The organism is Roseinatronobacter bogoriensis DSM 18756, from assembly GCF_004366635.1.
GTDB classification, from domain to species: domain Bacteria; phylum Pseudomonadota; class Alphaproteobacteria; order Rhodobacterales; family Rhodobacteraceae; genus Roseinatronobacter; species Roseinatronobacter bogoriensis.
In genome coordinates, this window is the sequence record NZ_SORN01000009.1 from 104,981 (window position 1) to 127,573 (window position 22,593).

25 protein-coding genes are annotated in these 22,593 nt (G+C 60.5%); 22 read left to right on the forward strand and 3 right to left on the reverse strand.

Annotation, left to right across the window (positions count from 1 at the left end):
- The first annotated feature begins 53 nt into the window (after positions 1-53).
- From EV660_RS15860 to hrpB, 14 genes are all read left to right on the forward strand, one after another.
- Positions 54-1,178 (forward strand): aminodeoxychorismate synthase component I, encoded by a 1,125-nt coding sequence (locus EV660_RS15860; protein WP_071480012.1) that lies wholly within the window; start codon positions 54-56, stop codon positions 1,176-1,178.
- The gene (locus tag EV660_RS15865; RefSeq protein WP_071480013.1) at positions 1,133-1,777 is read left to right on the forward strand and encodes an aminotransferase class IV family protein; all 645 of its coding nucleotides are present in this window, start codon (positions 1,133-1,135) and stop codon (positions 1,775-1,777) included. Before EV660_RS15860 ends, EV660_RS15865 begins: the two co-directional genes overlap by 46 nt.
- A gap of 85 nt (positions 1,778-1,862) precedes the next feature.
- Positions 1,863-2,075, forward strand: coding sequence for a DUF2805 domain-containing protein (locus tag EV660_RS15870; RefSeq protein ID WP_071480014.1), 213 nt, complete (start codon positions 1,863-1,865; stop codon positions 2,073-2,075).
- Positions 2,072-2,641: a pyridoxamine 5'-phosphate oxidase family protein gene (locus EV660_RS15875; protein ID WP_071480015.1), complete on the forward strand. Its 570-nt coding sequence runs from the start codon at positions 2,072-2,074 to the stop codon at positions 2,639-2,641. The genes EV660_RS15870 and EV660_RS15875 overlap by 4 nt, the downstream gene beginning before the upstream one ends.
- An 87-nt stretch (positions 2,642-2,728) precedes the next feature.
- Positions 2,729-3,208, forward strand: coding sequence for a Na+/H+ antiporter subunit E (locus tag EV660_RS15880; protein WP_157798890.1), 480 nt, complete (start codon positions 2,729-2,731; stop codon positions 3,206-3,208).
- Positions 3,205-3,531, forward strand: a complete 327-nt coding sequence (locus EV660_RS15885; RefSeq protein WP_071480017.1) for an MrpF/PhaF family protein — start codon at positions 3,205-3,207, stop codon at positions 3,529-3,531. The genes EV660_RS15880 and EV660_RS15885 overlap by 4 nt, the downstream gene beginning before the upstream one ends.
- Complete coding sequence (locus EV660_RS15890; RefSeq protein WP_071480018.1) at positions 3,524-3,808, forward strand: cation:proton antiporter; 285 nt, start codon at positions 3,524-3,526, stop codon at positions 3,806-3,808. Before EV660_RS15885 ends, EV660_RS15890 begins: the two co-directional genes overlap by 8 nt.
- Positions 3,805-4,731 carry a hydrogenase subunit MbhD domain-containing protein gene (locus tag EV660_RS15895; protein WP_168800325.1) on the forward strand — a complete coding sequence of 309 codons (927 nt, stop codon included), beginning with the start codon at positions 3,805-3,807 and terminating at the stop codon, positions 4,729-4,731. The genes EV660_RS15890 and EV660_RS15895 overlap by 4 nt, the downstream gene beginning before the upstream one ends.
- Positions 4,728-5,030, forward strand: coding sequence for an NADH-quinone oxidoreductase subunit K (locus EV660_RS15900; RefSeq protein ID WP_071480019.1), 303 nt, complete (start codon positions 4,728-4,730; stop codon positions 5,028-5,030). Before EV660_RS15895 ends, EV660_RS15900 begins: the two co-directional genes overlap by 4 nt.
- Entirely contained in the window at positions 5,027-6,496 is a 1,470-nt protein-coding gene (locus EV660_RS15905; RefSeq protein WP_071480020.1) for a complex I subunit 5 family protein, read from the forward strand. Before EV660_RS15900 ends, EV660_RS15905 begins: the two co-directional genes overlap by 4 nt.
- Positions 6,493-7,956 carry a complex I subunit 5 family protein gene (locus tag EV660_RS15910; RefSeq protein WP_071480021.1) on the forward strand — a complete coding sequence of 488 codons (1,464 nt, stop codon included), beginning with the start codon at positions 6,493-6,495 and terminating at the stop codon, positions 7,954-7,956. The genes EV660_RS15905 and EV660_RS15910 overlap by 4 nt, the downstream gene beginning before the upstream one ends.
- On the forward strand, positions 7,953-9,602 hold the full coding sequence (locus EV660_RS15915; RefSeq protein WP_084634737.1) for a complex I subunit 5 family protein: 1,650 nt from the start codon (positions 7,953-7,955) through the stop codon (positions 9,600-9,602). Before EV660_RS15910 ends, EV660_RS15915 begins: the two co-directional genes overlap by 4 nt.
- A 76-nt stretch (positions 9,603-9,678) precedes the next feature.
- On the forward strand, positions 9,679-10,143 hold the full coding sequence (locus tag EV660_RS15920) for a MarR family winged helix-turn-helix transcriptional regulator (protein ID WP_071480023.1): 465 nt from the start codon (positions 9,679-9,681) through the stop codon (positions 10,141-10,143).
- Between the two features lie 61 nt (positions 10,144-10,204).
- A complete protein-coding gene (gene hrpB, locus EV660_RS15925) occupies positions 10,205-12,640 on the forward strand; it encodes an ATP-dependent helicase HrpB (RefSeq protein WP_100319054.1) in 2,436 nt (811 codons plus the stop codon).
- Between the two features lie 59 nt (positions 12,641-12,699).
- Here hrpB and EV660_RS15930 read toward each other — a convergent pair whose 3' ends face one another.
- The 3 genes from EV660_RS15930 to EV660_RS15940 all read right to left on the reverse strand — a co-directional run bounded on the left by EV660_RS15930 (position 12,700) and on the right by EV660_RS15940 (position 15,471).
- Positions 12,700-13,524, reverse strand: coding sequence for a C40 family peptidase (locus EV660_RS15930; protein WP_071480025.1), 825 nt, complete (start codon positions 13,522-13,524; stop codon positions 12,700-12,702).
- A complete protein-coding gene (locus tag EV660_RS15935; RefSeq protein WP_071480026.1) occupies positions 13,521-14,903 on the reverse strand; it encodes a leucyl aminopeptidase family protein in 1,383 nt (460 codons plus the stop codon). Before EV660_RS15935 ends, EV660_RS15930 begins: the two co-directional genes overlap by 4 nt.
- A gap of 124 nt (positions 14,904-15,027) precedes the next feature.
- Positions 15,028-15,471: an SgcJ/EcaC family oxidoreductase gene (locus EV660_RS15940; protein WP_211116227.1), complete on the reverse strand. Its 444-nt coding sequence runs from the start codon at positions 15,469-15,471 to the stop codon at positions 15,028-15,030.
- A 37-nt stretch (positions 15,472-15,508) separates the two neighbouring features.
- Here EV660_RS15940 and EV660_RS15945 point away from each other — a divergent pair, with 37 nt between their 5' ends.
- From EV660_RS15945 to EV660_RS15980, 8 genes are all read left to right on the forward strand, one after another.
- Positions 15,509-15,832 carry an HNH endonuclease gene (locus tag EV660_RS15945; RefSeq protein ID WP_084634738.1) on the forward strand — a complete coding sequence of 108 codons (324 nt, stop codon included), beginning with the start codon at positions 15,509-15,511 and terminating at the stop codon, positions 15,830-15,832.
- 107 nt (positions 15,833-15,939) lie between these two features.
- Positions 15,940-16,347, forward strand: coding sequence for a hypothetical protein (locus tag EV660_RS15950; protein WP_134014060.1), 408 nt, complete (start codon positions 15,940-15,942; stop codon positions 16,345-16,347).
- 154 nt (positions 16,348-16,501) lie between these two features.
- The gene (locus EV660_RS15955) at positions 16,502-17,413 is read left to right on the forward strand and encodes a pirin family protein (RefSeq protein WP_071480029.1); all 912 of its coding nucleotides are present in this window, start codon (positions 16,502-16,504) and stop codon (positions 17,411-17,413) included.
- Between the two features lie 71 nt (positions 17,414-17,484).
- Positions 17,485-18,240: a CAF17-like 4Fe-4S cluster assembly/insertion protein YgfZ gene (ygfZ, locus tag EV660_RS15960; RefSeq protein WP_375781730.1), complete on the forward strand. Its 756-nt coding sequence runs from the start codon at positions 17,485-17,487 to the stop codon at positions 18,238-18,240.
- 51 nt (positions 18,241-18,291) lie between these two features.
- Positions 18,292-19,281: a DMT family transporter gene (locus EV660_RS15965; RefSeq protein WP_071480030.1), complete on the forward strand. Its 990-nt coding sequence runs from the start codon at positions 18,292-18,294 to the stop codon at positions 19,279-19,281.
- Between the two features lie 439 nt (positions 19,282-19,720).
- A complete protein-coding gene (hisC, locus tag EV660_RS15970) occupies positions 19,721-20,809 on the forward strand; it encodes a histidinol-phosphate transaminase (protein WP_071481952.1) in 1,089 nt (362 codons plus the stop codon).
- Positions 20,806-21,735 carry a prephenate/arogenate dehydrogenase family protein gene (locus EV660_RS15975; RefSeq protein WP_084634740.1) on the forward strand — a complete coding sequence of 310 codons (930 nt, stop codon included), beginning with the start codon at positions 20,806-20,808 and terminating at the stop codon, positions 21,733-21,735. The genes hisC and EV660_RS15975 overlap by 4 nt, the downstream gene beginning before the upstream one ends.
- Positions 21,732-22,466, forward strand: a complete 735-nt coding sequence (locus tag EV660_RS15980; RefSeq protein WP_071480031.1) for an extensin-like domain-containing protein — start codon at positions 21,732-21,734, stop codon at positions 22,464-22,466. Before EV660_RS15975 ends, EV660_RS15980 begins: the two co-directional genes overlap by 4 nt.
- Positions 22,467-22,593 lie beyond the last annotated feature (127 nt).

Sequence of the window (22,593 nt, forward strand, 5' to 3'; positions counted from 1 at the left end):
CCTGTGCGGGTTCTATCCTATCTCTGCGCTGATGATAAAAGGATTGCTTGCAAGTGCAGATTCGGTTTGACCACGGTCCTGATGGGCGCGCCGCATGGTTTGAAGGTGCGGATGATCTGATTGCGGCCCACGTCGCATCAGACGTTGAAGCAGCCTTTTTGCAAATGCAAAAGGCGCTCGAAGCCGGAAAATGGCTGGCGGGATACGCCGCCTATGAACTGGGCTACGCGCTGGAACCGCGGCTTCAAGCGCTCATGCCGCAGGACCGTATTCTGCCGCTATTGTGTTTCGGGGTCTATGACCGACCAACTGCTGCCGCGCCCCTCTCAGTTGGTCCTGCCGCGCTGCATGACCTGACACCGCGTTGGGATGGGGCGAGTTATGCGCGCGCTTTTGCGCGTTTGCATGACTGGATTGGCGCTGGCGATATCTATCAGGCCAATCTGACCTTTCCGATGGATGCGCGGGTCCAGGGAAGTTCGACCGCGCTTTATTCAGCGCTATCGGACCGGCAGAAAGTCGGCCACGGGGCGTTGGTTTTACAAGAAAATCTGCCTGATCTTCTATCACGTTCCCCCGAATTGTTCTTCCGCATCACGCAAAACGGCCAGATTGCCACGCGCCCGATGAAAGGCACCATGCCGCGCGGCGCGACCGCGCAGGAAGATGCAGACTTGCGCGCGCGACTTGCCAGCGACCCCAAGATTCAGGCCGAAAACCTGATGATCGTGGATTTGCTGCGTAATGATATCAGCCGCCTGTGCACCATCGGCAGCGTCAAGGTGCCAGAGTTATTCGCGGTCGAGACATATGCCACGGTTCACCAGATGACATCGCTGGTGACGGGACACTTGATGCCAACCCAGAAAGTGGGCGATGTCTTTCAGGCCCTGTTTCCATGCGGGTCAATTACCGGGGCACCAAAACTGCGCGCGATGGAGATTATTCGCGCGTTGGAACCCGCGCCGAGAGAAGCGTATTGCGGTGCCATTGGTTGGTTTGCCCCAGATGGCAGCGCCGATTTCAATGTGGCGATCCGCACGCTTATGGTTCAAGACGGGCGCGCTGTGCTGAATGTTGGCGGGGGTGTCGTCTGGGATTCCACCGCATCTGCCGAATATGAGGAAGCATTGTGGAAAGCACGCTACGCAAAAGCGTTCCACACGGAACCTGCCTGATCGAGACATTCGGCTGGTATCCCGGATTGCGTCACGCCGAATTGCACCTCGCGCGCATGGGCAGCGGTGCGAATGCGCTGGGCTTTCCATTCGATGTTGCACAGGCGCGGGCGAAAATGCACCAAGATAGCGCCAGCCCCCTGCGCTGCCGTATGACGCTGGACGCCCAAGGCAGATTGGATGTCACGACAGCACCACTTCCCATAGCGCCTTTGTTCTGGCGCGTTCGGGTCGCGTCAGAACGACTACGCTCTGACGATCCGTGGCTGGCGGTCAAATCAACCCAGCGGGAATTCTATGACCAGATGCGCGCCAGCTTGCCCGAGGATGTCGATGAATGGCTGTTCCTGAATGAGCGTGATGAACTGGCAGAGGGGACAATCACCAATCTGTTTCTGGTCATGCCCGACGGGCGCAAGCTGACACCGGCGCAGGAATGTGGCGTGTTGCCCGGTGTGTTGCGCGCGGCGCTGCTTGCAGATGGGTGGTCCGAGGCCTGCCTGAGCTTGGATGATCTGCACCGTGCAACACAGGTGTTCATGGGAAATGCCTTGCGCGGGCTGATCCCTGCTGAGGTGACGACGCCGTATCGGGGCTAAGGCATGAAAAACCACTCTGGCGCAGGTGTTTGACTTTTGCTGCGAAGAAAACAGGTCCATCGCCTGAAACACAGGATTGCAGAGTATGACCAGACATTCCCCGGACCCTGCCACAACCAGCGAGATCATTGAGATGGCGCTGAGCGATCATGTCAGTTTTGAGCAAATTCGTGCGCAGCACGGGCTTGGGCCGGATCAGGTCAAAATCCTCATGCGTCAAAGTCTGAAACCGGGAAGCTACCGCGCCTGGCGCAAACGGGTGCGCGCCTTCGGCACCCGGCGCGAGGTTTACAAGTGAATCCTGACCCTCACCCTTGGGCATCGGATCTGGCCGAGCTTCATGCACAAGTCTGGACGCGACTGGCGCGCGGGGTCCGCGTCCGTCGCGCAGCGGCGCGGCACCCCACGCTTGCAACTGTTTCGCCAGCAGGCATGCCGCAAGCAAGGACAGTGGTATTGCGCGCGGCCGACAGTATGTCGGCCACTGTGGACATTCACACGGATATCAACTCGACCAAAGTGACGGAGTTGCGCGCAAATCCCTTGGCTGCTCTGCATGTCTGGGATGGGACGGCGCATCTGCAATTGCGCCTTGAGGTCCGTGCGACAATCCTCACAGGAATGGATGTGGCCGAAATCTGGGCGCTGGTGCCAGAGACATCTCGCATCGCATATGGAAGCAACCCCGCGCCGGGGCAGCCGGTCACAGATGGGCTTGCCTATGTCAAACACCCTGACCCCGCATGCTTTGCGGTTCTGCGGCTGCATGTGCAGGCAATGGATGTGCTGCATCTTGGCCGCGACCATCGCCGCGCGCGGTTTGTTCGTGGGGATAATTGGGCAGGACAATGGCTGGCACCATGATCGCGCCTATGCGCGCTGCCCATTTCACTGCCAACACATAGCCGTCCGGTTGCGCAAAGCCCCCGCGCGTCTTAACTTATGTTCAGGATGCAGATATTTTGGACAGCACTCTTTCACCGGTCGCTCCTTCTGGGTGGCGTCTGGACAAGCTTGACCGGCGCAGAGGCCCTTGCGCTGGGGGGGTTGGTGACAGCCCTCGCTGTGTGGCTTAGCTTGCGCTTGTTGCCCGCGACGCATCCGCTGGTGTTGTGGCGCGCTGTGCGGCATATTCCACGCTTCATTGCCGGTTCGGTCGATGGTGGTGTCGATGTGGCGCGGCGCGCGTTTTCCCCGAATATGCGCCTGCGCCCCGGCTGGCTGGAGGTGCAAACCGATTTGCCGGATGGCGCGCGTGTCGTGTTGGGTGGAGAATTGTCGCTGATGCCCGGTACCTTGGCTGCGGGCAGTGAAGACGGAAAGCTGCTGGTGCATGTTTTGGACACAGATGCAGGCTTTGATAATGCCATTCCGCGCGAAGCCGAGGATATTGCCACGATCATTGGGCATAAGCCAAAGGCGCGTCCATGACACTGTGGTTGCATACCCTTGCCATTGCACTGCTTGTCAGTCTTGGGGGCGCGCTGTGGCGCGTCTGGCGCGGTCCGTCGCAGGCAGACCGGATGATGGCGGCGCAATTGATCGGAACAGGTGGGGTGGCCGTTCTGATGGTTCTGGCCGCCTTGCAGGACTGGGCGCTTCTGGTGGTGGCCTTTGCGCTGGCAACGCTTGCGGCCCTCGCGGCGGTGGGTTTCGTCAAGTCAGAAAGCCCAGACGGCGCGGGCGACCCGGAAGAAGCGCCGCCCGTCAAAAAGATGCGCGGGACAGGTCAAGACAGGGCGCAGAATGGCTGATATTGCAACCTATGTTTTGACCGGACTGGGGCTTGTGTTCTTTATCGCAGGCACAGTGGGGCTGATCCGTTTTCCTGACCAGTTCAGCCGCCTGCATGCGCTGACCAAGGGCGATAATCTGGGTCTTGGCTTTATCGCGCTGGGTGTCGCATTCCAGACAGAGACATGGGCACAAGTTGCCATGCTGCTGCTAATCTGGGGATTGGCGCTGCTGGCCGCCGGGACAGTGTCACAGCTTGTTGCCCGCGCGGCAGTGTCAGAATCACAAAAACCATGAGTCTTGTGCTGGATATGGCGCTTTGCGCCCTGATCCTCGGTGTCGGGCTGGCAACTGTCGCCGGTCATGGCGTTTTCCGCGCAGTTATTTTCTTTATCACCTATGGGCTGCTTCTGGCGATTGGATGGGCGCGTCTTGGTGCCTATGACGTGGCCCTTGCCGAAGCGGCGATCAGCGCAGGGCTGACGGGTGTGCTGCTGCTGGCGGCGCATGGGCGGTTGCGCCGGCTGCGCGCGGCTGAAGAGGCCCCCTTGCGACCCAACCTGCCTGCCGCGCTCGTCGCAACCGGAATAGCGCTTGCTTTGGGTTGGGCGTGGTTTGCGCTGCCAGACCCCACAGCGCCGGACCTGACCGCCGCGCTGCCGCAATCTGGTGTCGGCAACCCTGTCACGGCTGTGTTGCTGAATTTCCGGGCATGGGACACGTTGCTGGAAGCGATAATCCTACTGGCTGCGCTGATCGGGTTGTGGATGCTGGCGCGGGATCGTGCATGGGATAACCCTCTTGGGTTGCGGTATCACGCGCGCGCGGGTGGTGTGATGGCCAGTTTCGGGCGTGTTCTTCCCCCGATTGGCCTGATTTTCGGTATCTACCTTGTCTGGGCCGGGGCCGAGATGACGGGCGGTGCGTTTCAGGGGGGGACCGTGCTGGCAGCCGTGTGCCTTGTGTCTATCATGGCGGATGTCTTGCCTGCGCCGCGAATTGCGCAACCTGCATGGCGCCTAGCGCTTGTGTTCGGGCCGGGCGTGTTTTTGCTGTCGGGGGTTGCGGGTGCCGTTTTCGCGCAGGGGTTTCTGGCCCTGCCGCCTGAATTGGCAAAGCCCGCCATCGTTACGATTGAAGCGGCCTTGACCCTGTCCATCGCAGTCACGCTGGTCCTGCTGGTCATCGGCCCGCCGGATGAAGGGGGGCAGGACGCATGAATCTGACGGTCTTTGCGCTGACGGGGGCCGCCTTGGTTGGTCTTGGGGTCTATGGTCTGATCGCGCGCGTGCATATGCTGCGCCGGATCATGGCATTTAACCTGATCGGTTCCGGCCTGTTCCTGTTCTTTGGCGCGGCCGGGGCGCGTGGCGTTGGGCTGGACCCCATCCCGCAGGCGCTGATTATCACTGGCATTGTTGTTGCCCTTTCTGCCAGTGCACTGGCCGTTGGCCTTGTTGTGGCGCTTGCGCGCAGTTCCGGCACAGCCTGCCTGCCAGATGAAGCGGGTGACACGTGACTGCACTGATTTCCTGGCTTGTGTTGCCGCTATTTGCAGCATTGGCGGCGATTGCACTGCCTTCGCGTGCACGGTTGCCCGCTGCACTGCTGGGTGTCGGGCTGACAGTGGTGGCATCCATCTGGCTGACAATCGAAGTCTGGAATACGGGCGCTGTAACAGTATCGCTTGGCGGTTGGCGCCCGCCCATCGGTATTGCCTTGCGCGCGGATGGGCTGGGTGCGGCACTTGGGGTCATGACCGCGCTGGTGATGGTCGCCGTGGCGCTGGCTGCGCGGCATGAACTGGCCGCGAAGGTTGCCGGACCACGCATAGGTTTCGGGTTCTGGCCGCTGATGCTGCTGCTTTGGGCTGCGTTGAATGCGGTCTATGTCGCGCGCGATCTTTTCAACCTCTATGTCGGGTTGGAGTTGATCACCCTGACAGCCGTGGCGCTGGTGGCCATATCCGGCAAGGCTGCGGCAATCGCAGCCGCATTGCGCTATCTGCTGTTCGCGCTTGCAGGGTCGTTGCTGTATCTGGCCGGTGTGGTGCTGACCTATGCCGCGCATGGTACGCTTGACATTTCGCTGCTGGCCGCGCGGACAGTTGCGCCGGGTGATGCGCTTGCGCTGGGGCTGATGACAGCGGGGCTATTGGTCAAGACAGCGCTGTTTCCCTTCCATGTCTGGCTGCCCCCTGCCCATTCTGCGGCCCCTGCGCCTGCTTCGGCCCTGCTATCCGCGCTGGTGCCCAAGGCATCGCTGCTGATCCTGTTGCGGATTTGGTTCGAGGCAATGCCAGAGCTTGCCACCCCCATGACCCAGAGCGCCTTGGCAAGTCTGGGGGCGCTGGCGGTCATCTGGGGCGGTGTTCTGGCGCTGCTTCAGTCGCGGCTGAAACTGATCGTTGCCTATTCGACAGTTGCGCAACTGGGCTATATCTTTCTGGTGTTTCCATTGGCTGGTGGGGATGGCGCGGCACAGCCTTGGGCGGCAGGCGCATGGACGGGTGCAATCTTCCAGATGCTCGCCCACGGGCTGGCCAAGGCCGCCATGTTTCTGGCCGCAGGCATTTATATCGCGGCTATCGGCAGTGACAGGCTGGGCGATATGCGCGGGCTGGCGCGTGCCTTGCCGATGACGGGGTTCGCCTTTGCGCTTGCATCAATCACATTGCTTGGCTTGCCGCCCTCTGCCGGGTTCACGGCAAAATACTTGATGATGACGGCAGCCTTTGCATCCGGTCAATGGGCCTGGGCGCTTGTGCCGGCTGGCGGCGGTTTGTTGGCGGCGGCATATCTGTACCGCCCCCTGAGCGCGATTTTCGCGCGCGACACAGCATTAACGCCGCGCCCTATCCCTTGGGCCTGGCAGACAGTCCCACTTGTTCTGGCTGCGCTCTCGGTGGCTTTGGGTCTGCTATCGTCGATCCCGTTCGAATTCTTGCAGATCGGACGCCCTGAACAGGCGGCGGAGGGGTTATGACCACAACCCTGCCCCTATTGCTTCTGATGACTTCGCTTCTGCCCGCAGCGGTGACGTTCTTCCTCGCGCAGGACAGCCATATCCTGCGCAACACATTGCAACTTGGCGGCGCTGTTATAAAACTGGGCCTGATTGTCTGGATGTTGTTCGCAGTGGCGACAGGTGCCACTTATGAGGCAGAGTTTCCCCTGGCGCCTGGGCTTGTGATCCTGTTGCGGATCGACGCGCTGGCGCTGTTGTTCATTTCGCTATCAGGCGCGCTCTGGCTGCTGACGACGATCTATGCAATCGCTTATTTCGGCACCAAGGCGGAATTGTCACGCTTTTTCGGGTTCTTCAGCCTTTGCGTGGCGGCAACAACGGGTCTGGCCCTGTCCGGATCGCTGATATCGTTCTTCATCTTCTTCGAATTGCTGACACTCAGCACATGGCCTTTGGTTGCGCATAAGCAAAACAAACCCTCGCTGGCGGCGGCAAAGGTATATTTCACCTATGCGCTGCCCGGATCGGCGGCGTTGCTATGGGCGATCATCTGGCTGGAAAGCGCCACAGGCCCTGTACTGTTCACGGAACCCCCTGATCTGAGCGGGCTGGACCCCGCCGCGCTGCGCGCCATTTTTGCGCTGTTCATCATCGGTGTCGGGGTAAAGGCCGCGCTGGTGCCGCTGCATGGCTGGCTGCCAGCGGCAATGGCCGCACCTGCGCCGGTTTCTGCGCTGCTGCATGCGGTTGCTGTGGTCAAGGCGGGCGCGTTTGGGGTTGTGCGCATTGTCTATGATGTTTTCGGCGCAGAAAACATGACTGCGCTGGGGGTCGGTGTGCCGTTGGCGATTGTGGCGTCAGTGACAATTGTGTGGGGGTCTTTCCGGGCCTTGCAGCAAGATGAGATCAAGAAACGCCTTGCTTTTTCAACCGTGTCGCAGGTCAGCTATATTGTGCTGGGTGCGGCCCTCGCCAGCCCTTTGGCGATGATTGGCGGGCTTGTGCATCTGGTCCATCAGGGGCTTATGAAAATCACGCTTTTCTTCTGCGCAGGCATTTATGACGAGCGTGCGGGCATAAAGCGTATCGAGGGCTTGAACGGCATGGGCAAACAGATGCCCTGGACCTCGGCCTGTTTCAGCATTGGTGCAATGGGCATGATCGGATTGCCCCCGCTGGCGGGGTTTATCAGCAAGTTTTACCTTGGGCTTGGCGCGATGGAGGCCGGCGCGCCGTGGGTTCTGGCTGTGCTGCTGGCCTCGACCTTGCTGAATGCGGCCTATTTCCTGCCGTTGCTATACCGTCTGTGGTTCCTGCCCCGTGCCGAAGATGCGAGGGGCGATGAACGGGCATCCGGGCTGGTGTTGCCCGCTGTGGTCACGGCTGCGGCGACGCTGGGCGTCGGGCTGCTGGCTGCCAGCCCGATCAGCCCCTTGGGCTGGGCTACGCTGATTGTCACGCAGGGGTATGGGCCATGAGCATGATGTATTCTGGATCGCTTGCACCTTTTGCCGTTTTGATGTGGCCGTTATTGCTTGGCCTTGTGCCAATTGTCCCGCGCTGGCGCGCAAACGCCTTGCGGTTGCTGCCTTTCGCGCCTTTGCCTGCCCTTGGCTTTGCAATCGCGGGTGCGCCGGGCTCTGTCGAGATACCGGACCTATTGCTGGGTGTTCAGTTGGGCACCCGCCCGGACACGGCCTTGCTGCTGGGAATGACGGCCTTGGTATGGACTGTCGCAGGGTGGTATGCTGCCCAAGTCATGGAAAGGGGGCAGGCGGCGGGTCTTTTCGCTAGCTTCTGGTGTCTGACGCTTGCAGGCAATCTGGGCGTGTTTCTGGCAGCGGATATCGTCACATTCTATATCGCTTTTGCCGCAGTATCTTTGGCAGCATGGCCCATGGTTATTCATGACCGCACCAGGGCCGCGCTGGCTGCCGGACGTGTCTATATCACGCTTGCCGTGGTTGGAGAGGCGGCCTTGCTGAGTGGATTGATGATCGGCGCAGCGGCGGCTGCGGATTTACAGATTTCCACTGTGCGCGCGGCCTTTGCGGATGCCCCATTCGGCACAGTGGGTGTCGGGTTGTTGATAGCAGGCTTCGGGATAAAGGCAGGCATGGTGCCGTTGCACATCTGGTTGCCGCTGGCGCATCCCGCTGCCCCGGTGGCAGGCTCGGCGGTTTTATCGGGCGCAATCGTCAAGGCAGGCCTGATCGGCATGGTGCTGCTGGTGCCAGAGGAAACCGGCTGGCGCAGCATGTTGATTGTGCTTGGCCTGTTGGGCGCGTTTGGCGCGGCAATCTGGGGGTTGAGCCAGCAAAACCCGAAGGCCGTGCTGGCCTATTCAACTGTCAGCCAGATGGGGTTGTTGCTGGTCCTCGTCGGTGCCGGGTCGCAAGGTGTTGCCTATGCCGCGCTGCATCATGGACTTGCGAAAGCGGCGCTGTTTCTATGCGTTGGCATGATGATGCTTGCGACAAGCGCTGCCCAGCGCCGTGCGGTGGTCGGCTTGGCGGGTCTGGTCGCCCTGTCAGTTGCAGGGCTGCCCCTGACGGGTGGTGCCTTGGCCAAGCTGGCAGGCAAGTTGGGGATTGGCGAGATGCTGTCACTTGCCATCACGCTGAGCAGTGTGACGACCACGCTGGTCCTTGGCTGGTTTCTGATCTGTCTTGGACGGGTGTCAGCAAAGCCACAGCAGACCCCGCATTGGGGCGGGCTTTTTAGCGTGGTCATGGTGCTTGGGGTTCTGGCCCTCATATTGCCCTGGGTGCTGTGGCCCGGCGCGGTGGATGTGCCGCGCGACTATGTCTGGCACCCCTCGAATATGCTGGAGGGGCTGTGGCCCGTGCTGGCCGGGCTTGGGGCAGTTGCGCTTGTCCAGCGATTGAAGCTACCCGCATACCCGCCGGGTGATTTGCTGCGCCTGTTCGGCAAGCACAAACTACGACCAGCTTTTCAACTGCCCGTGGGTAATCATGGCGCGCGCCGCACAAAACGCCCGGCCCTGCGATTGTTGCTGAAGGTCAAAGATGCGGAAAGGGCGCTATTGCATTGGCCCTTTGCCGGATCAACCCTGATGGGTCTGGCGCTGGTATTGGCGGCTTTTGTCTGGATCGCGACCTGATGAAACACAACGCATTGCCTTGAATGCCGCAAAGCGATCATGGCATCTTGCCAGAAACCACAAGAGGGATGATGCAATGCGCAATGCGCCACAACAGGTGTTCGATCTGGAGTGTTTCCTGCCCTATCTGCTGAATCAGGCGGCAGAGGCAAGCAGCCGGTCCTTTGCGACTGTGTATCGGGAAGAATTCGGCATGACGCGCACCCAGTGGCGGGTTATGGCCAATCTGGGAAAATTCGGGGGTATGACGGCTTCGGAAATCTGCCAGATCAGCCATATCGAAAAAACCAAAGTGTCGCGCGCTGTGGGCCAGTTGCAGGAAATAGGCTATCTGATGCGTAGCCGTGCCAAGGATGACAAGCGCCGCGAAAACCTGTCGCTGACACCCTCGGGACAAGAGGTGTTCCGCAAACTGGGTGCGCGGGGGTTGGCATATCAGGCGCAACTTGCAGCCGCGCTGGGCGCGGAGCGGTTGGCGCAACTGGAAGCGATGCTGCAAGAGGTCCGCGCGCTGCACCCCGAAATGGCCGGTTTGGCCTGAGGCATTGGCAGATGCGCGCGGTTCTTGCGAAATGCCCTGTCTTGAGCGCATAAGCGCAACCATGCGTTTGCCCATAGATGACATTCTGCCAGACCTGACCGCAGCATTGCGCAGCGCGGGGCGCGCAGTTCTTCAGGCGCCACCCGGTGCAGGTAAGACAACGCGCGTGCCGCTGGCCTTGCTGGAGCAGGTCGCGGGCAGGATTGTGATGCTGGAACCGCGCAGACTGGCCGCGCGGGCCGCTGCTGAACAGATGGCGCGGCTTCTGGGCGAAGATGTGGGCAAAACGGTGGGTTACCGTATTCGCGGCGAAGCTGTGACCTCGCCCGCCACACGCATCGAGGTCGTGACCGAGGGCATTCTGACGCGGATGTTGCAAAGTGACCCCGAATTGCGCGGCGTGGGGGCGGTGATCTTTGATGAATTCCATGAACGCTCGCTCAATGCCGATCTGGGCCTTGCCCTGACATGGGAGGTACGCGAGGCGCTGCGCCCTGATCTCGCAGTCGTGGCGATGTCGGCCACGCTGGATGCAGAGCCCGTCGCGCGGCTGTTGGATGACGCCCCCATCCTGACCGCGCAAGGCCGCGCCTTTGCTGTAGATACCCGCTGGCTACCCCGCCCGCGCCCAAAGGCCGAGCGGTTTGAGGTGGCGGCCGTCAATCTAATCGTGCAGGCCGTGACCGAGGCCGAGGGTTCGGTTCTGGTTTTCCTGCCCGGCGAGGGTGAAATCCGGCGTGTTGCGACAGCGCTGCAAGGGCGCGTGGGTGAGGCCGGGATATACCCGCTATACGGTGCGCTGCCGTTTGCGCAACAACGCGCGGCGATTGCGCCTATGGCGGGCGGGCGCAAGATCGTGCTGGCCACAGCGATTGCCGAAACTTCGCTGACGATTGAGGATATTCGGATTGTTGTGGATTGTGGGCTGGCGCGGCGGGCGCGGTTTGATCCGGGCAGCGGTATGTCGCGGCTGGTCACCGAACGTGTGACCCGCGCCGAGGCAGAACAGCGGCGCGGGCGCGCAGGGCGCGTGGCAGAAGGGGTCTGCTACCGGATGTGGGCACGCAGCGAGGAAGGCGCGCTTGCAGCCTTTGCCCCGCCAGAAATCGAGCGTGCGGATCTGTCGGGTCTGGCGCTTGAACTTGCGCTGTTGGGCGGGGCCGAGGATTTGCGCTTTCTGACGCCACCCCCGCAGGGGGCGATGTCCGAGGCGCGCGCCTTGTTGTGCAGTCTGGGGGCGCTGGGTGATGCCGGGCGCATCACGGCGCATGGCCGTGCGATGGCGGCACTTCCGCTGCACCCGCGGCTTGCCCATATGCTGCTGAGCGCAGGCAAGGAGGGGGCGGGCCTTGCAGCACTGCTGTCCGAGCGTGACATCGTGCAAGGCGCCCCGGTCGATCTGGGGCTAAGACTGATGGCGTTGCGCGACCCGCGCAATTTTGCCGAACGCACACCCTATGCGCTGCATCGCGCCACTGTGGAACGGGTGCGTGAAGATATGCGCCGCCTTGCACGGCTTGCCCCGAAAACACAGACCACACTCAGCCCCGCCGAGATGGCAGCGCTGGCCTATCCCGACCGAATCGGGCTGCGCCGCAAGGGCGATGCCCCGCGCTATGTTCTGTCGGGGGGCAAGGGGGCTGTCCTGCCTGATGGCGATGGGTTGGGGCAGATGCGACTGATCGTGGTGACGGATACAGATGGAAACCCGCAAGAGGCGCGGATCAGACAGGCGATTGCGCTGTCAGATGCAGAATTGCGCGTGCTTTATGGCGATCAGATCGTCTGGCAAAACCGTTGCACATGGTCGAAACGTCACCGGCGGATAGAGGCGCGTGCGCAGCAATGTTTCGGCGCATTGGTGCTGGAGGATCGCATCTGGCGCGACCCGGACCCGCAAGCGGTCATGCAGGCCGCATGCGACGGGTTGCGTGATCTGGGCCTGCCGGTGTCAGATGCGGCGCGGCGCTTTATCGCGCGGGTGGAATTACTGCGCACGCAAGGGGCCGAGATGCCGGATATGCGCGAAGACGCCCTTTTGACCGGATTGGAAAGCTGGCTTGGCCCCTATCTGGCTGGATGCCGCACGGCTGACCAGTTGCGCGCGGTTGATTTGTTGCCAGCATTGCGTGCGATGCTGGATTGGGGGCAGATACAAATGCTGGACGAAATGGCCCCGGCGCAGTTTGTCACCCCCTTGGGCAACAGGATACCGATTGATTATTCGGGCGAAGCGCCAGAAATTTCGGTCCGGCTGCAAGAGATGTTTGGCCTGTCCAGCCATCCCGTCATCGGACCTGCCCGCCAGCCCCTGAGGATCACCCTGCTATCACCCGCGCGCAGGCCGCTGCAGGTGACAATGGACCTGCCGGGCTTCTGGGCCGAAAGCTATGCTGATGTGCGCAAGGATATGCGCGGCCAATACCCGCGTCACCCCTGGCCCGAGAACCCGTTGGAGGCAGCCCCCACCTTGCGCGCAAAACCGCGCAAGACATGACGCGGTGCGCGCGGGGTGGCCGGGTATTGAGTATTTTTGGCAAGAAAATGATCAGCGGGCTATCGCAGGCGGATATGGGCTGTGACCGGGCTTTCTGGTGCGATGCGGGTGACGGCTTGTTCAAGCGGCTCATACGCGACTGACATGGTATGGGCATTGGCGTGCAGGATCATGTCGGGTGCGCTGACCCAGGCGACATGACCGCGCCAGAACAGAAGATCGCCGCGTTGTCTGGGGCGGCCTGCGGGAAGTGCAGGACCAAGCGCGGCTTCTTGCAGATCGCTATCGCCGGGGCAGGGCCTGCCGCAAACTTGAAGTGCCAGTTGCACCAGCGCCGAGCAGTCCAGCCCTGCACGGGAGTTTCCGCCCCAGAGATAGGGTGTGCCGATCAGGGTTTCGGCAACGCTGATGGGGTCGGCCCCTCGGCTGGTGATCGGGGTGACATGCTGTTGCGGCACCCATAGCCCGTCATGGGTTTGCAGAAATTGCCCGGAAGTGCCAATCACCTCGACCTGAGCGTTGAGCGAAAGTGCGGCGCGTTCGGGGCTTTTGAGATCGGGGGCAGAGTAGAGATGCGTTGCGGGGGCATGGACCCGATGGGTCGGGGTGTGATCGGCCCCGAGAGCGGTGCTGTGCAGCCAGCCGCAATAGCCATCAGCCTCGGCTTGTACATAGGCGAAGGCGCCTTGCCTGTCGATGACACAGACCCGCGCGCCCCGCAGCAACTGGCGATCGCGAGGGCCATCGGGGCTGCGCAGCAGATCGCTGAGCGGTGCAGCAAGGCGCTGCATCTGCCCTTCGGTGAATGTGGGCGCGTCAATCTGGCCTTGTAGCCGGATATGGGCCATGCGCCCGCTGAACGGCGTTATGCGCGGGTCCCTCATAGCCCGAGGACGGAAGGAAGGGCCGCGAACAGTGCACGTGCGCCCTGACCTGCGCCGCCCTTGGGCCTTGCCGGGGCCGCGCTGGGCTGGTGGCCATAGATGTCGAAATGAGCAAAACGGGGGCTTGCCTCTACAAAGCGGTTGAGAAACAGCGCTGCGGTGATCGCGCCGGCCATGCCCCCTGACGGGGCGTTGTCCAGATCGGCGATGCCGGGCTCGATCATGGCCTCATAGGCCGGATGCAGGGGCAGTTGCCAAATCGGATCACGCACCTGTTCGCTTGCCTGCATCAGGGTCTGTGCCAGTACGGGGTCTGTGCTGAAAAACGGCGCGACATCAGGGCCCAACGCCACCCGCGCGGCGCCGGTAAGCGTCGCCATGCAGATCAGGATATCGGGGGTTTCCTCATCGGCAAGGGCTAGCGCATCGGCCAGAACAAGACGGCCTTCGGCATCAGTATTATTGACCTCAACGCTAAGTCCCTTGCGCGAGATGAGGATGTCGCCGGGGCGCATGGCATTTCCCGAGACGGCGTTTTCCACAGCCGGGACCAGCACGCGCAATTGCACCTGCCAGCCTTGCGCCATGATCATATGCGCTAGTCCCATGACAGCGGCTGCCCCGCCCATGTCTTTCTTCATCAGACCCATCGAGGCACCGGGCTTGAGGTTCAGCCCCCCGGTGTCGAAACACACACCCTTGCCCACAAGCGTCACGCGCGGCCCCTTTTCGCCCCAGCGCATATCCAGTAAGCGGGGGCTGCGGGTTGAAGCGCGCCCGACCGCATGGATCAGCGGCAGATTCTGGTTCAGAAGGTCGTCGCCTAGAATTACGTTTGTTTTCGCCTTGTGCTGTGCTGCAAGGTCCAGAAAGGCGGCTTCCAGTTCCTGCGGACCCATATGCGAGGCGGGTGTGTTGATCAGGTCGCGGGTCAGGGCTTCGCCTGCTGCAATGGCCTTTATGCGGTCGGTATCAAGGGCCTCTGGTCCGATCAGGCTGGCCAGCGCGGGGCGCTCTGACTGACGGAAGCGGCGAAACCTATAGCCTGCCAGACACCAGCCAAGCGCTTCTTCTTCCAGTTCAAGCGGCGCAAGCGCATGGTGCAAACGATAGGTGCGCGCGGGCAGTTTTGCGCGCGCACCTGCAGCGCAAAACCGCTGGCGGACACGGTCACGCGCCGTCCCGCGCCCGATGGCAGCAAGGGCAAGTCCGCCATCAGTATCGGGGACCAAGACCACCTCTCCCGGTTTTGCGCTGAAGCCAAGTGTTTCCAGCCACGCGCGCACCCGCCGAGGCTGCATGTCGGTCCAGCTTTCCAGATCTTCGGCGTTGACCAGATGAAGGTCTGTCGCGGTGCTGATTTCCGTGGTGAGATCCATGTGCGAGAGTGTATTGTCCTGAGTCATTGGGCTTCCGGGTTGCACTGATCAAGGCTGACCTGAGTGATGGGGATGAGATCTGGTTCTGATCGGGGGCAGAATAAGCGGTATTCCAGCGTGATTGTTACTCTGGCATGACAGAGGAATGATGCTCGATGATCATCCAGCCTTGCGGATCCTTGCGATAGACGAATGTATAGCGGCACAACAATTGAACTGTTGTGCCTTCTATTGTCAGATCGAATGTATATAGCCCTGAATTGATCGCCAGCGTATCGAACAGGCGTATATTCTGTTCAATAATCCGCCCGCGGGGCTGTTTTTTCAAGAAGCGTTTAAAATATGCCCGAATGGCTGCTGGGGTCTTGCGGATTTCATTGGACACTGTCGGCAGCAGCACTGCATCTTCGGCATAAAGCGCGGCCACTTTTGCGGGGTCCAGAGTTTGAAGAGCGGAATTCCAATCATTAAACAAATCGGCTATTTCATCTATTGCGCTATAAGGCATTTCCAATTCCCTGTTTTCGGCATCCAGACAGGCTGATGAAGCGCCTGTTGGTGTATTCATAAGCGATTACGGTATCGGGCACTAGTGCAGGAAGAGTATGGGCAGGTTTGACGATGAAGGTCCAGCGCACCCGGTCTGCGCATTATGCAAGCGGCCCATCCCGCCGGGCGTGCCACAAAGTCTGCATCACCTTGTGCCCAAACTGCGCGGAGGGAAGGGCGGGCCAGTCGTGCTGCTGCATCATATCTGTCACAAGGAAATACATGCCAGTTTGAGCGAGTCCGAGCTTGCACGGAGCTATAACACGATCACTGCGCTTCGTGCGCATCCAAGGCTGGCGCGGTTTATTGAATGGATCGCGCGGCGTCCGCCTGACTTCTCATCCAAGGTGCCGGGTGCACGACGTCAGCGGCGGCGCTAAGGCTTTGTTAAGCTGTTGCGTGAATAGTGGTCTGGAGAGAGTCAGGGATGAATACGGCGATGCAAGTGAAAATTTGTGAACATGCCAGCAGGGATGATGCGGCCAGTATGCGCAGGCTTCTTCAACGGCAGGCGCGGGTCGGGATCATTGCGAATACCGTCGATGTGACATTGCCAGTGGCACCGCCCAAGGACGTGTGGCTTCGCTGGCCGCGATTGCAATCCAGCCGCCGCCTGAGGCGGGGGGCAAAACTGTCGCAAGGCGCAGATCTCTGGCAAGATGAGGTTCTGAATGGCAATTTGCTTCAGAACTTCAAAAACGACTTGCGCGCCGCTCTAGGCGATAAAGCACAGCATTCGGGGCATGTTCAGCGGCTGAGAAGTACAGGTATAGTTGGCGTAAAAGCCGCGACCGAAGAGTCGCGTGAAGACAAACCCTCTGTGCCGCATAGCTTTTTGCACGGAATGGCATCGGCAGCGCAGGGTGTGACGTCTTTCTGGCAGCGCTTGAAATAACGCAATCATTTGCTGGGGAAACCATCACACACCCGCGCTGCAATAGTCGCTGTGCATTCATGAACAACCATAGTTCGCAGACAGCGGGTTGCCTTGCGCAGTGTTAGGACCGATCTGTATCAGACAAAACCTTGTCTGATCGGAGAGTGCCGTCATGTCTATCCGCCCCACACTGGAAACCCGCAAGGCACAGCCTACGCTGGAAGGTGCAGGCGTTCACCTGCACCGCGCTTTTGGTTTTCACGATCCGTCCGAACTGGATCCGTTCCTGCTGTTCGATGATTTTCGCAATGACATCCCCGAACATTTCCTGCGTGGTTTTCCATGGCATCCGCATCGCGGGATTGAAACCATAACTTACGTTCTGGCAGGCGAGGTCGATCACGGCGACAGCCTTGGCAATACCGGCACGCTGGGTGCGGGCGATGTGCAATGGATGACCGCCGGTTCGGGTATTCTGCATCAGGAAATGCCACGCGGAAATGCAAAGGGGCAGATGCACGGCTTCCAGCTTTGGGCTAACCTGCCGGGCAGCCTGAAGATGACCGCGCCCCGTTATCAGGACGTGCAGGCGAAAGAGATCCCGGAGATCATAGATGACGATGGCACCAAGGTGCGTGTTGTTGTAGGCGAGTTCTGGGGCAAGCGCGGTCCGGTAGACGGGATTGCTGCCGACCCGCAGTATCTGGATATTTCCGTCCCGCCAGGTGTGCGCAAGACCTTCAAGGTGGACACCTATCGCCGCGCCTTTGCTTACGTGTTTGCCGGTGCCGGTGTGTTCGCGGATGCGTCGAAGCCCGCAGGCGTGTTGCTGGAAAAAGAGGTCATGGGCCAAGAGGTCAATATCCGCGATATGTCCGGTGATAGGACATTGATCCGCTTTGGCACCGGTGACGAAGTGACAGTGCAGGCAGGTGAGGAAGGCATAAGATTCTTGCTGATTTCCGGCGCGCCCCTGCAAGAGCCTGTTGCCTGGCACGGTCCGATTGTCATGAACACACAACAGGAGATCCAGCAGGCCATCCGCGAATTGCGCAATGGCACCTTCATCCGCGCAGCGCACTAAACAAGATCACGCGGCCCCTGTTCGTCAGGGGTCGCACGACATATGTTAGGCATATGGGCGAGCAAGGGGCTATCATGCAACGCACGATCATTCGTGTCTCGGGGGACGATCCCGCAAAATTCCTGCAAGGGCTGGTCAGCAATGATCTGGGCAAGATGGCGCGCGACGGCATTGTCTATGCGGCAATCCTGTCACCGCAGGGAAAGTATCTGGCAGATTTCTTTCTTGTGCCACATCATGACGATATCCTGATTGATGTGGCAACGCCTCTGGCAGACGATCTGCTGAAGCGACTGAGCTTATACAAGCTGCGCGCCCCCATTACGCTTGAGAAGGTAGAGATGCCGGTCAGCCGGGGCACCGGTCCCGCGCCGGAGGGTGCGGTTTCAGACCCGCGCCACCCGGCATTGGGGTGGCGCGTCTATGGTCAGGACTTGCCAGATGATGGCACGGATTGGGATGCGTTGCGTGTGGCCTATTGTGTGCCTGAGTCAGGCATCGAGCTTGTCCCGAATGAGACCTTTATCCTTGAGGCTGGTTTTGACCGGCTGAATGGTGTGGATTTTCGCAAAGGCTGCTATGTCGGACAGGAAGTGACCGCGCGAATGCAGCACAAGACGGCGCTGCGCAAAGGCTTTGTCACTGCAGTGGTCGAGGGCGCGGCACCGGTTGGCACAGATATTACGGTGGACGGCAAGCTGGCTGGGCAATTGTTCACCCAGTCGGGCGGCAAGGCGATCGCGTTTCTGCGCTTTGATCGTGCAGGTGATGCTATGGAAGCAGCCAATGCGCGCGTGTTCTGGCAAGGCTCTTCCCAACCAGCTTGATTTTTCGCGCGGGCGCGTGTTAGCGATACCGGAGTCAAGTCCGGGAATGACATGTCTTCACGCAACCGCCTTAGTCAATCCGCCTTCGCTGGCCCTGTGCTGGCATTGACGGCTTTTGCCTTGTTTTCGGCACATGATGTTATCGTCAAGACACTGGGCGGCACATACAGTCCTGTGCAAATCGTGTTTTTCAGCGTCTTGCTAGGCCTTCCTCTGGCAATGGTCATGCTGATGCGTGACCCAACTGACGGCAACTTGTTGCCCCGTCGGCCGGGATGGACAGCGCTGCGCACCGGGGCGGCGGTGGTCACCGGGGTCAGCGTTTTCTATGCCTTTACGGTTCTGCCATTGGCGCAGACCTATGCGATACTCTTTGCGACACCCTTGCTGATCACAATCCTCTCGGTTCCCATTCTGGGCGAGCGGGTCGGATTGCATCGCGGCGCCGCTGTGGTGGTCGGGTTGATCGGCGTGCTGATCGTACTGCGCCCCGGACAGGGCGAGGGAATCAGTGCGGGCCATCTGGCCGCATTGCTGGGGGCTTGTGCCAGCGCATTTGCCTCGATTATCATCCGCAAGATCGGCAATGAGGAACGCAATGTTGTTCTGCTGCTCTACCCGATGATGGCAAACCTGTTGCTGATGGGCGCTGCCCTGCCCTTTGTCTATCGGCCCATGCCTTTGGCCGATTTCGGCGCGCTGGCGCTGATGGCAAGCATGGCGCTGGTCGCCAGTCTGTGTGTGATTGCTGCCTATAAGCGTGCGCCAGCGTTCCAGATCGCACCGATGCAATACTCGCAAATCATCTGGGCGGTTATCTTTGGGGCTTTGTTCTTTGGCGAAGGTGTGGATGTGCTGACCATTGCAGGCGCGGCGGTGATTATCCTCAGCGGCATTTACATTGTCATGCGCGAGGACAAGGCCAATGTTTCCGACAATCGCCCGGTTCTGGCCACCCGTACCCGCACCGATACCGGCACCTACCCGCGCGCCAGCCAGCTTGGCAAGCTGGATGAGGGCGAGGAGCAGGACAAACCCTAGTATTCGCCACCTGATGAAAGGTTCCGGCACCGCAATACGGTTGCGCGTAGCTGCTATGTGGGACAAAGGAGACATAGCAAAGCTGGGTGCAAAGCCGCGCAACGTCGGGCCGCGGTGCGGCGATCCACGTTCAAATCTGTAGCGTTTTATACTGGCCAAATCCGCGAAAGTTTAAATCTATGCGCCGGTGGTAGCCAAATCGCCGTGCCGTGGGGGCGGCCCGGCGATGCGCGGCGGCGCTTTGCGCCTTGATTCCGCGTAACTGAATGTCCGCAACCCCCTCCTAGCAGTCATAGGGTGTCTTGTGTCGGGTGGCGAACCCTAGGCGCGGCACAATGGCAACGTGTTGACACATGATGAAAAAAACAGGGCCATTGCGCTGGCCTCACCCTTGTTCTGGCGCTAAAGAAAAGCCCAAGAGGTGGTCATGAGGCAAGACATGCATGCGCATATTCGTCCGCAACCGGGCATAATGGACATCGCGCTTTATCAGGGTGGTACGTCAAAGATCGCCGGGCGTGATGACGTTGTGAAGCTGTCCTCAAACGAAAACCCCTTCGGGCCGGGCGATCTGGCGCGTCTGGCCTATGCCCGCGCGGGTCACGACCTGCACCGCTACCCGCCCACGGACCACGCCGGTTTGCGCGCAGCACTTGGCGCGCATTTCGGTATTGATGCATCGCGCATCATTTGTGGTGCGGGCTCGGACGAGATCATCAGTTTTCTGTGTCAGGCCTATGCCGGGCCGGGCGACGAGGTACTGTATTCGCAGCATGGGTTTCTGATGTACCGCATCAGCGCACTTGCAGCGGGCGCAACCCCTGTTGTCGCCCCCGAGCGGGACCGCACCGCAGATGTCGATGCCCTGTTGGCGGCTGCGAACAAGCGCACCAAGCTGGTCTTTATCGCCAATCCCAACAATCCCACGGGCACTATGATCCCGTTGGAGGAGATCACGCGTCTGGCCGAAGGCCTGCCGAAACAGGCGCTTCTTGTCCTTGATGGTGCATATGCCGAATATGCCGAAAACTACGATGGTGGTGCGGCACTTGTAGATCAGCGCGACAATGTCGTGATGACGCGCACATTCTCCAAACTGTTCGGACTGGGCGGTTTGCGGGTGGGTTGGGGCTATGGTCCACAACATGTGATCGATGTGCTGAACCGGCTGCGCGGACCCTTCAACCTGTCCAATATGCAGCTTGATATTGCCGAAGCCGCGCTTGGCGATACGGCGCATATCGCACGAAGCCTGAGCGAGAATGCCCGCCTGCGTGACTGGCTGGCAGAGAAACTGAATGCAATCGGTGTCGTGACCGACAGATCCTTCGCAAATTTCGTGCTGGCGCGGTTCCGCGATGCAGCCCAGGCCGAAGCCTGCAATGCCGCACTCCTTTCTGAGGGGTTGATCGTGCGGCAGGTTGGCAGCTACGGATTGCCAGAAGGGTTGCGCATTACGATTGGCGATGAATCCGCTTGCCGCCGGGTCGCGCATGTCATCGGGGCATTCATGGAGTCGCAGCAGTGAGTGTTCTGTATCAGCGCGCGGCCTTCATCGGCCTTGGGCTGATCGCGTCTTCCATGGCCCATGCCATACGCCGCGCCGACCTTGCCGCGCATATGACAGGAACTGCCCGCTCTGCCGAGACACGCGCCACTGCACAAGAGATCGGGCTGGTCGATCAGGTTTTTGATACGGCCGCCGAAGCGGTCGTGGACGCTGATCTTGTGGTGCTCTGTGTTCCCGTTGGCGCGATGGAGGCCGTGGCGCGGGAAATCGCGCCGCATCTCGCGCCGGGCGCTACGGTCACCGATGTCGGGTCGGTCAAGCAGGCGGTGATTGATTCGGTCGCGCCACATCTGCCCGCCGGTAGCCATTTCATACCCGGCCATCCCCTTGCGGGGACAGAGCATTCCGGCCCGCGTTCGGGTTTTGCGGAACTGTTCGACAACCGCTGGTGCATCCTGACCCCGCCAGAGGGCTGCGATCCTGCGGCTCTGGCGCATTTGACGCAATTCTGGCGCGGTATGGGCGCCAATGTCGACCTGATGGATGCCCCGCATCATGACCTTGTGCTGGCCGTAACCAGCCACACCCCCCACCTGATCGCCTATACAATGGTTGGTGTCGCCGACGATCTGCGCCGTGTGACCGATAGCGAGGTCATCAAATACTCGGCCGCAGGGTTTCGCGACTTTACCCGAATCGCCGCGTCAGACCCGGTCATGTGGCGCGATGTGTTCCTGACCAACAAGGATGCGACGCTTGAAATCCTCGGGCGCTTCACCGAAGAACTTTTCGCGCTGCAACGCGCAATCCGTCAGGGCGATGGCGCTTTGCTGCATGATTACTTTACCCGGACAAGGGCGATTCGCCGGGGAATCATTGACGCGGGTCAGGATACGGATGCGCCCGATTTTGGCCGCGTCCGAAAGCACGGGGCAGACTCATGAGCCGAGTTTTGATTGCAAGTCTTGGGATTGTGGTTCTGGTCCTTGCGGGGTGCTCCTCGAATCGCAGCGCCGACCGGTCATCGCGTGCAGTTGCGTATAGCCCTGCCCCGCAACAAGATCGTGGCGGTCTGCTGTCACGGCTCAATCCGTTCCAGAACGCGTCTTTTCGCAGCAATCCGTCGCGGGCCGTGACCAGTCCGCGCCCGTCGGACCGGCTATGCGGGATTCGCGGGCTGAAAGGCGAAGTGATTCCCCCCATCACATCTTCTGTCGCTGGCTGCGGTGTCGCAGCACCTGTGCGGGTAAGAGAAGTTGATGGTGTCACGCTGTCACAAGGTGCAATCATGGATTGCGAAACTGCCGCAGCCCTGCACCGCTGGGTCCGCCGGGGCGTCAAACCTGCCGTGGGGCGCTCTGGTGGGGGGGTGACAGGCCTTCGGGTGGCCGCGCATTATGTGTGCCGTCCCAGAAACCATCGGGCGGGTGCCAGAGTGTCTGAACATGGGCGTGGTCGGGCTATCGATATCAGTGCCATCCAGCTTGCGGATGGCAGCGAGATGTCTGTTCTGCGTGACTGGCAGGATTCGCCACATGCACGGGCGTTACAACAAATGCACCGCGCGGCCTGCGGGACATTCGGAACCACATTGGGGCCCGGCTCTGATGGCATGCACGAAGATCATTTCCACTACGACACCGCGCGCCATCGCAACGGGCCATATTGCCGCTAGCCTAGGGCGTGCCAGTTTCGGTTTTTTTGATCTGCCGTATTTTTTTTGTGGTTGTTGTGAATTTCTCTCTTGCGTGTTTGTTTTGTATTACCTAGATAGCGCTCACCGGCGGCTGAGAGGTTGCTGG

Bases quoted from the DNA above. Each gene is read 5' to 3' on its own strand.
- EV660_RS15895 (WP_168800325.1), top strand. From the start codon at position 3,805: ATGAGTCTTGTGCTGGATATGGCGCTTTGCGCCCTGATCCTCGGTGTC.
- EV660_RS15945 (WP_084634738.1), top strand. From the start codon at position 15,509: ATGGGCAGGTTTGACGATGAAGGTCCAGCGCACCCGGTCTGCGCATTA.
- EV660_RS15965 (WP_071480030.1), top strand. From the start codon at position 18,292: ATGTCTTCACGCAACCGCCTTAGTCAATCCGCCTTCGCTGGCCCTGTG.
- EV660_RS15915 (WP_084634737.1), top strand. From the start codon at position 7,953: ATGAGCATGATGTATTCTGGATCGCTTGCACCTTTTGCCGTTTTGATG.
- EV660_RS15870 (WP_071480014.1), top strand. From the start codon at position 1,863: ATGACCAGACATTCCCCGGACCCTGCCACAACCAGCGAGATCATTGAG.
- EV660_RS15900 (WP_071480019.1), top strand. From the start codon at position 4,728: ATGAATCTGACGGTCTTTGCGCTGACGGGGGCCGCCTTGGTTGGTCTT.
- EV660_RS15890 (WP_071480018.1), top strand. From the start codon at position 3,524: ATGGCTGATATTGCAACCTATGTTTTGACCGGACTGGGGCTTGTGTTC.
- hisC (WP_071481952.1), top strand. From the start codon at position 19,721: ATGCATGCGCATATTCGTCCGCAACCGGGCATAATGGACATCGCGCTT.
- EV660_RS15930 (WP_071480025.1), bottom strand. From the start codon at position 13,524: ATGAGGGACCCGCGCATAACGCCGTTCAGCGGGCGCATGGCCCATATC.
- EV660_RS15950 (WP_134014060.1), top strand. From the start codon at position 15,940: ATGCGCAGGCTTCTTCAACGGCAGGCGCGGGTCGGGATCATTGCGAAT.
- EV660_RS15955 (WP_071480029.1), top strand. From the start codon at position 16,502: ATGTCTATCCGCCCCACACTGGAAACCCGCAAGGCACAGCCTACGCTG.
- EV660_RS15935 (WP_071480026.1), bottom strand. From the start codon at position 14,903: ATGGATCTCACCACGGAAATCAGCACCGCGACAGACCTTCATCTGGTC.
- hrpB (WP_100319054.1), top strand. From the start codon at position 10,205: ATGCGTTTGCCCATAGATGACATTCTGCCAGACCTGACCGCAGCATTG.
- EV660_RS15880 (WP_157798890.1), top strand. From the start codon at position 2,729: ATGCAGATATTTTGGACAGCACTCTTTCACCGGTCGCTCCTTCTGGGT.
- EV660_RS15885 (WP_071480017.1), top strand. From the start codon at position 3,205: ATGACACTGTGGTTGCATACCCTTGCCATTGCACTGCTTGTCAGTCTT.
- EV660_RS15910 (WP_071480021.1), top strand. From the start codon at position 6,493: ATGACCACAACCCTGCCCCTATTGCTTCTGATGACTTCGCTTCTGCCC.
- EV660_RS15920 (WP_071480023.1), top strand. From the start codon at position 9,679: ATGCGCAATGCGCCACAACAGGTGTTCGATCTGGAGTGTTTCCTGCCC.
- EV660_RS15980 (WP_071480031.1), top strand. From the start codon at position 21,732: ATGAGCCGAGTTTTGATTGCAAGTCTTGGGATTGTGGTTCTGGTCCTT.
- EV660_RS15940 (WP_211116227.1), bottom strand. From the start codon at position 15,471: ATGAATACACCAACAGGCGCTTCATCAGCCTGTCTGGATGCCGAAAAC.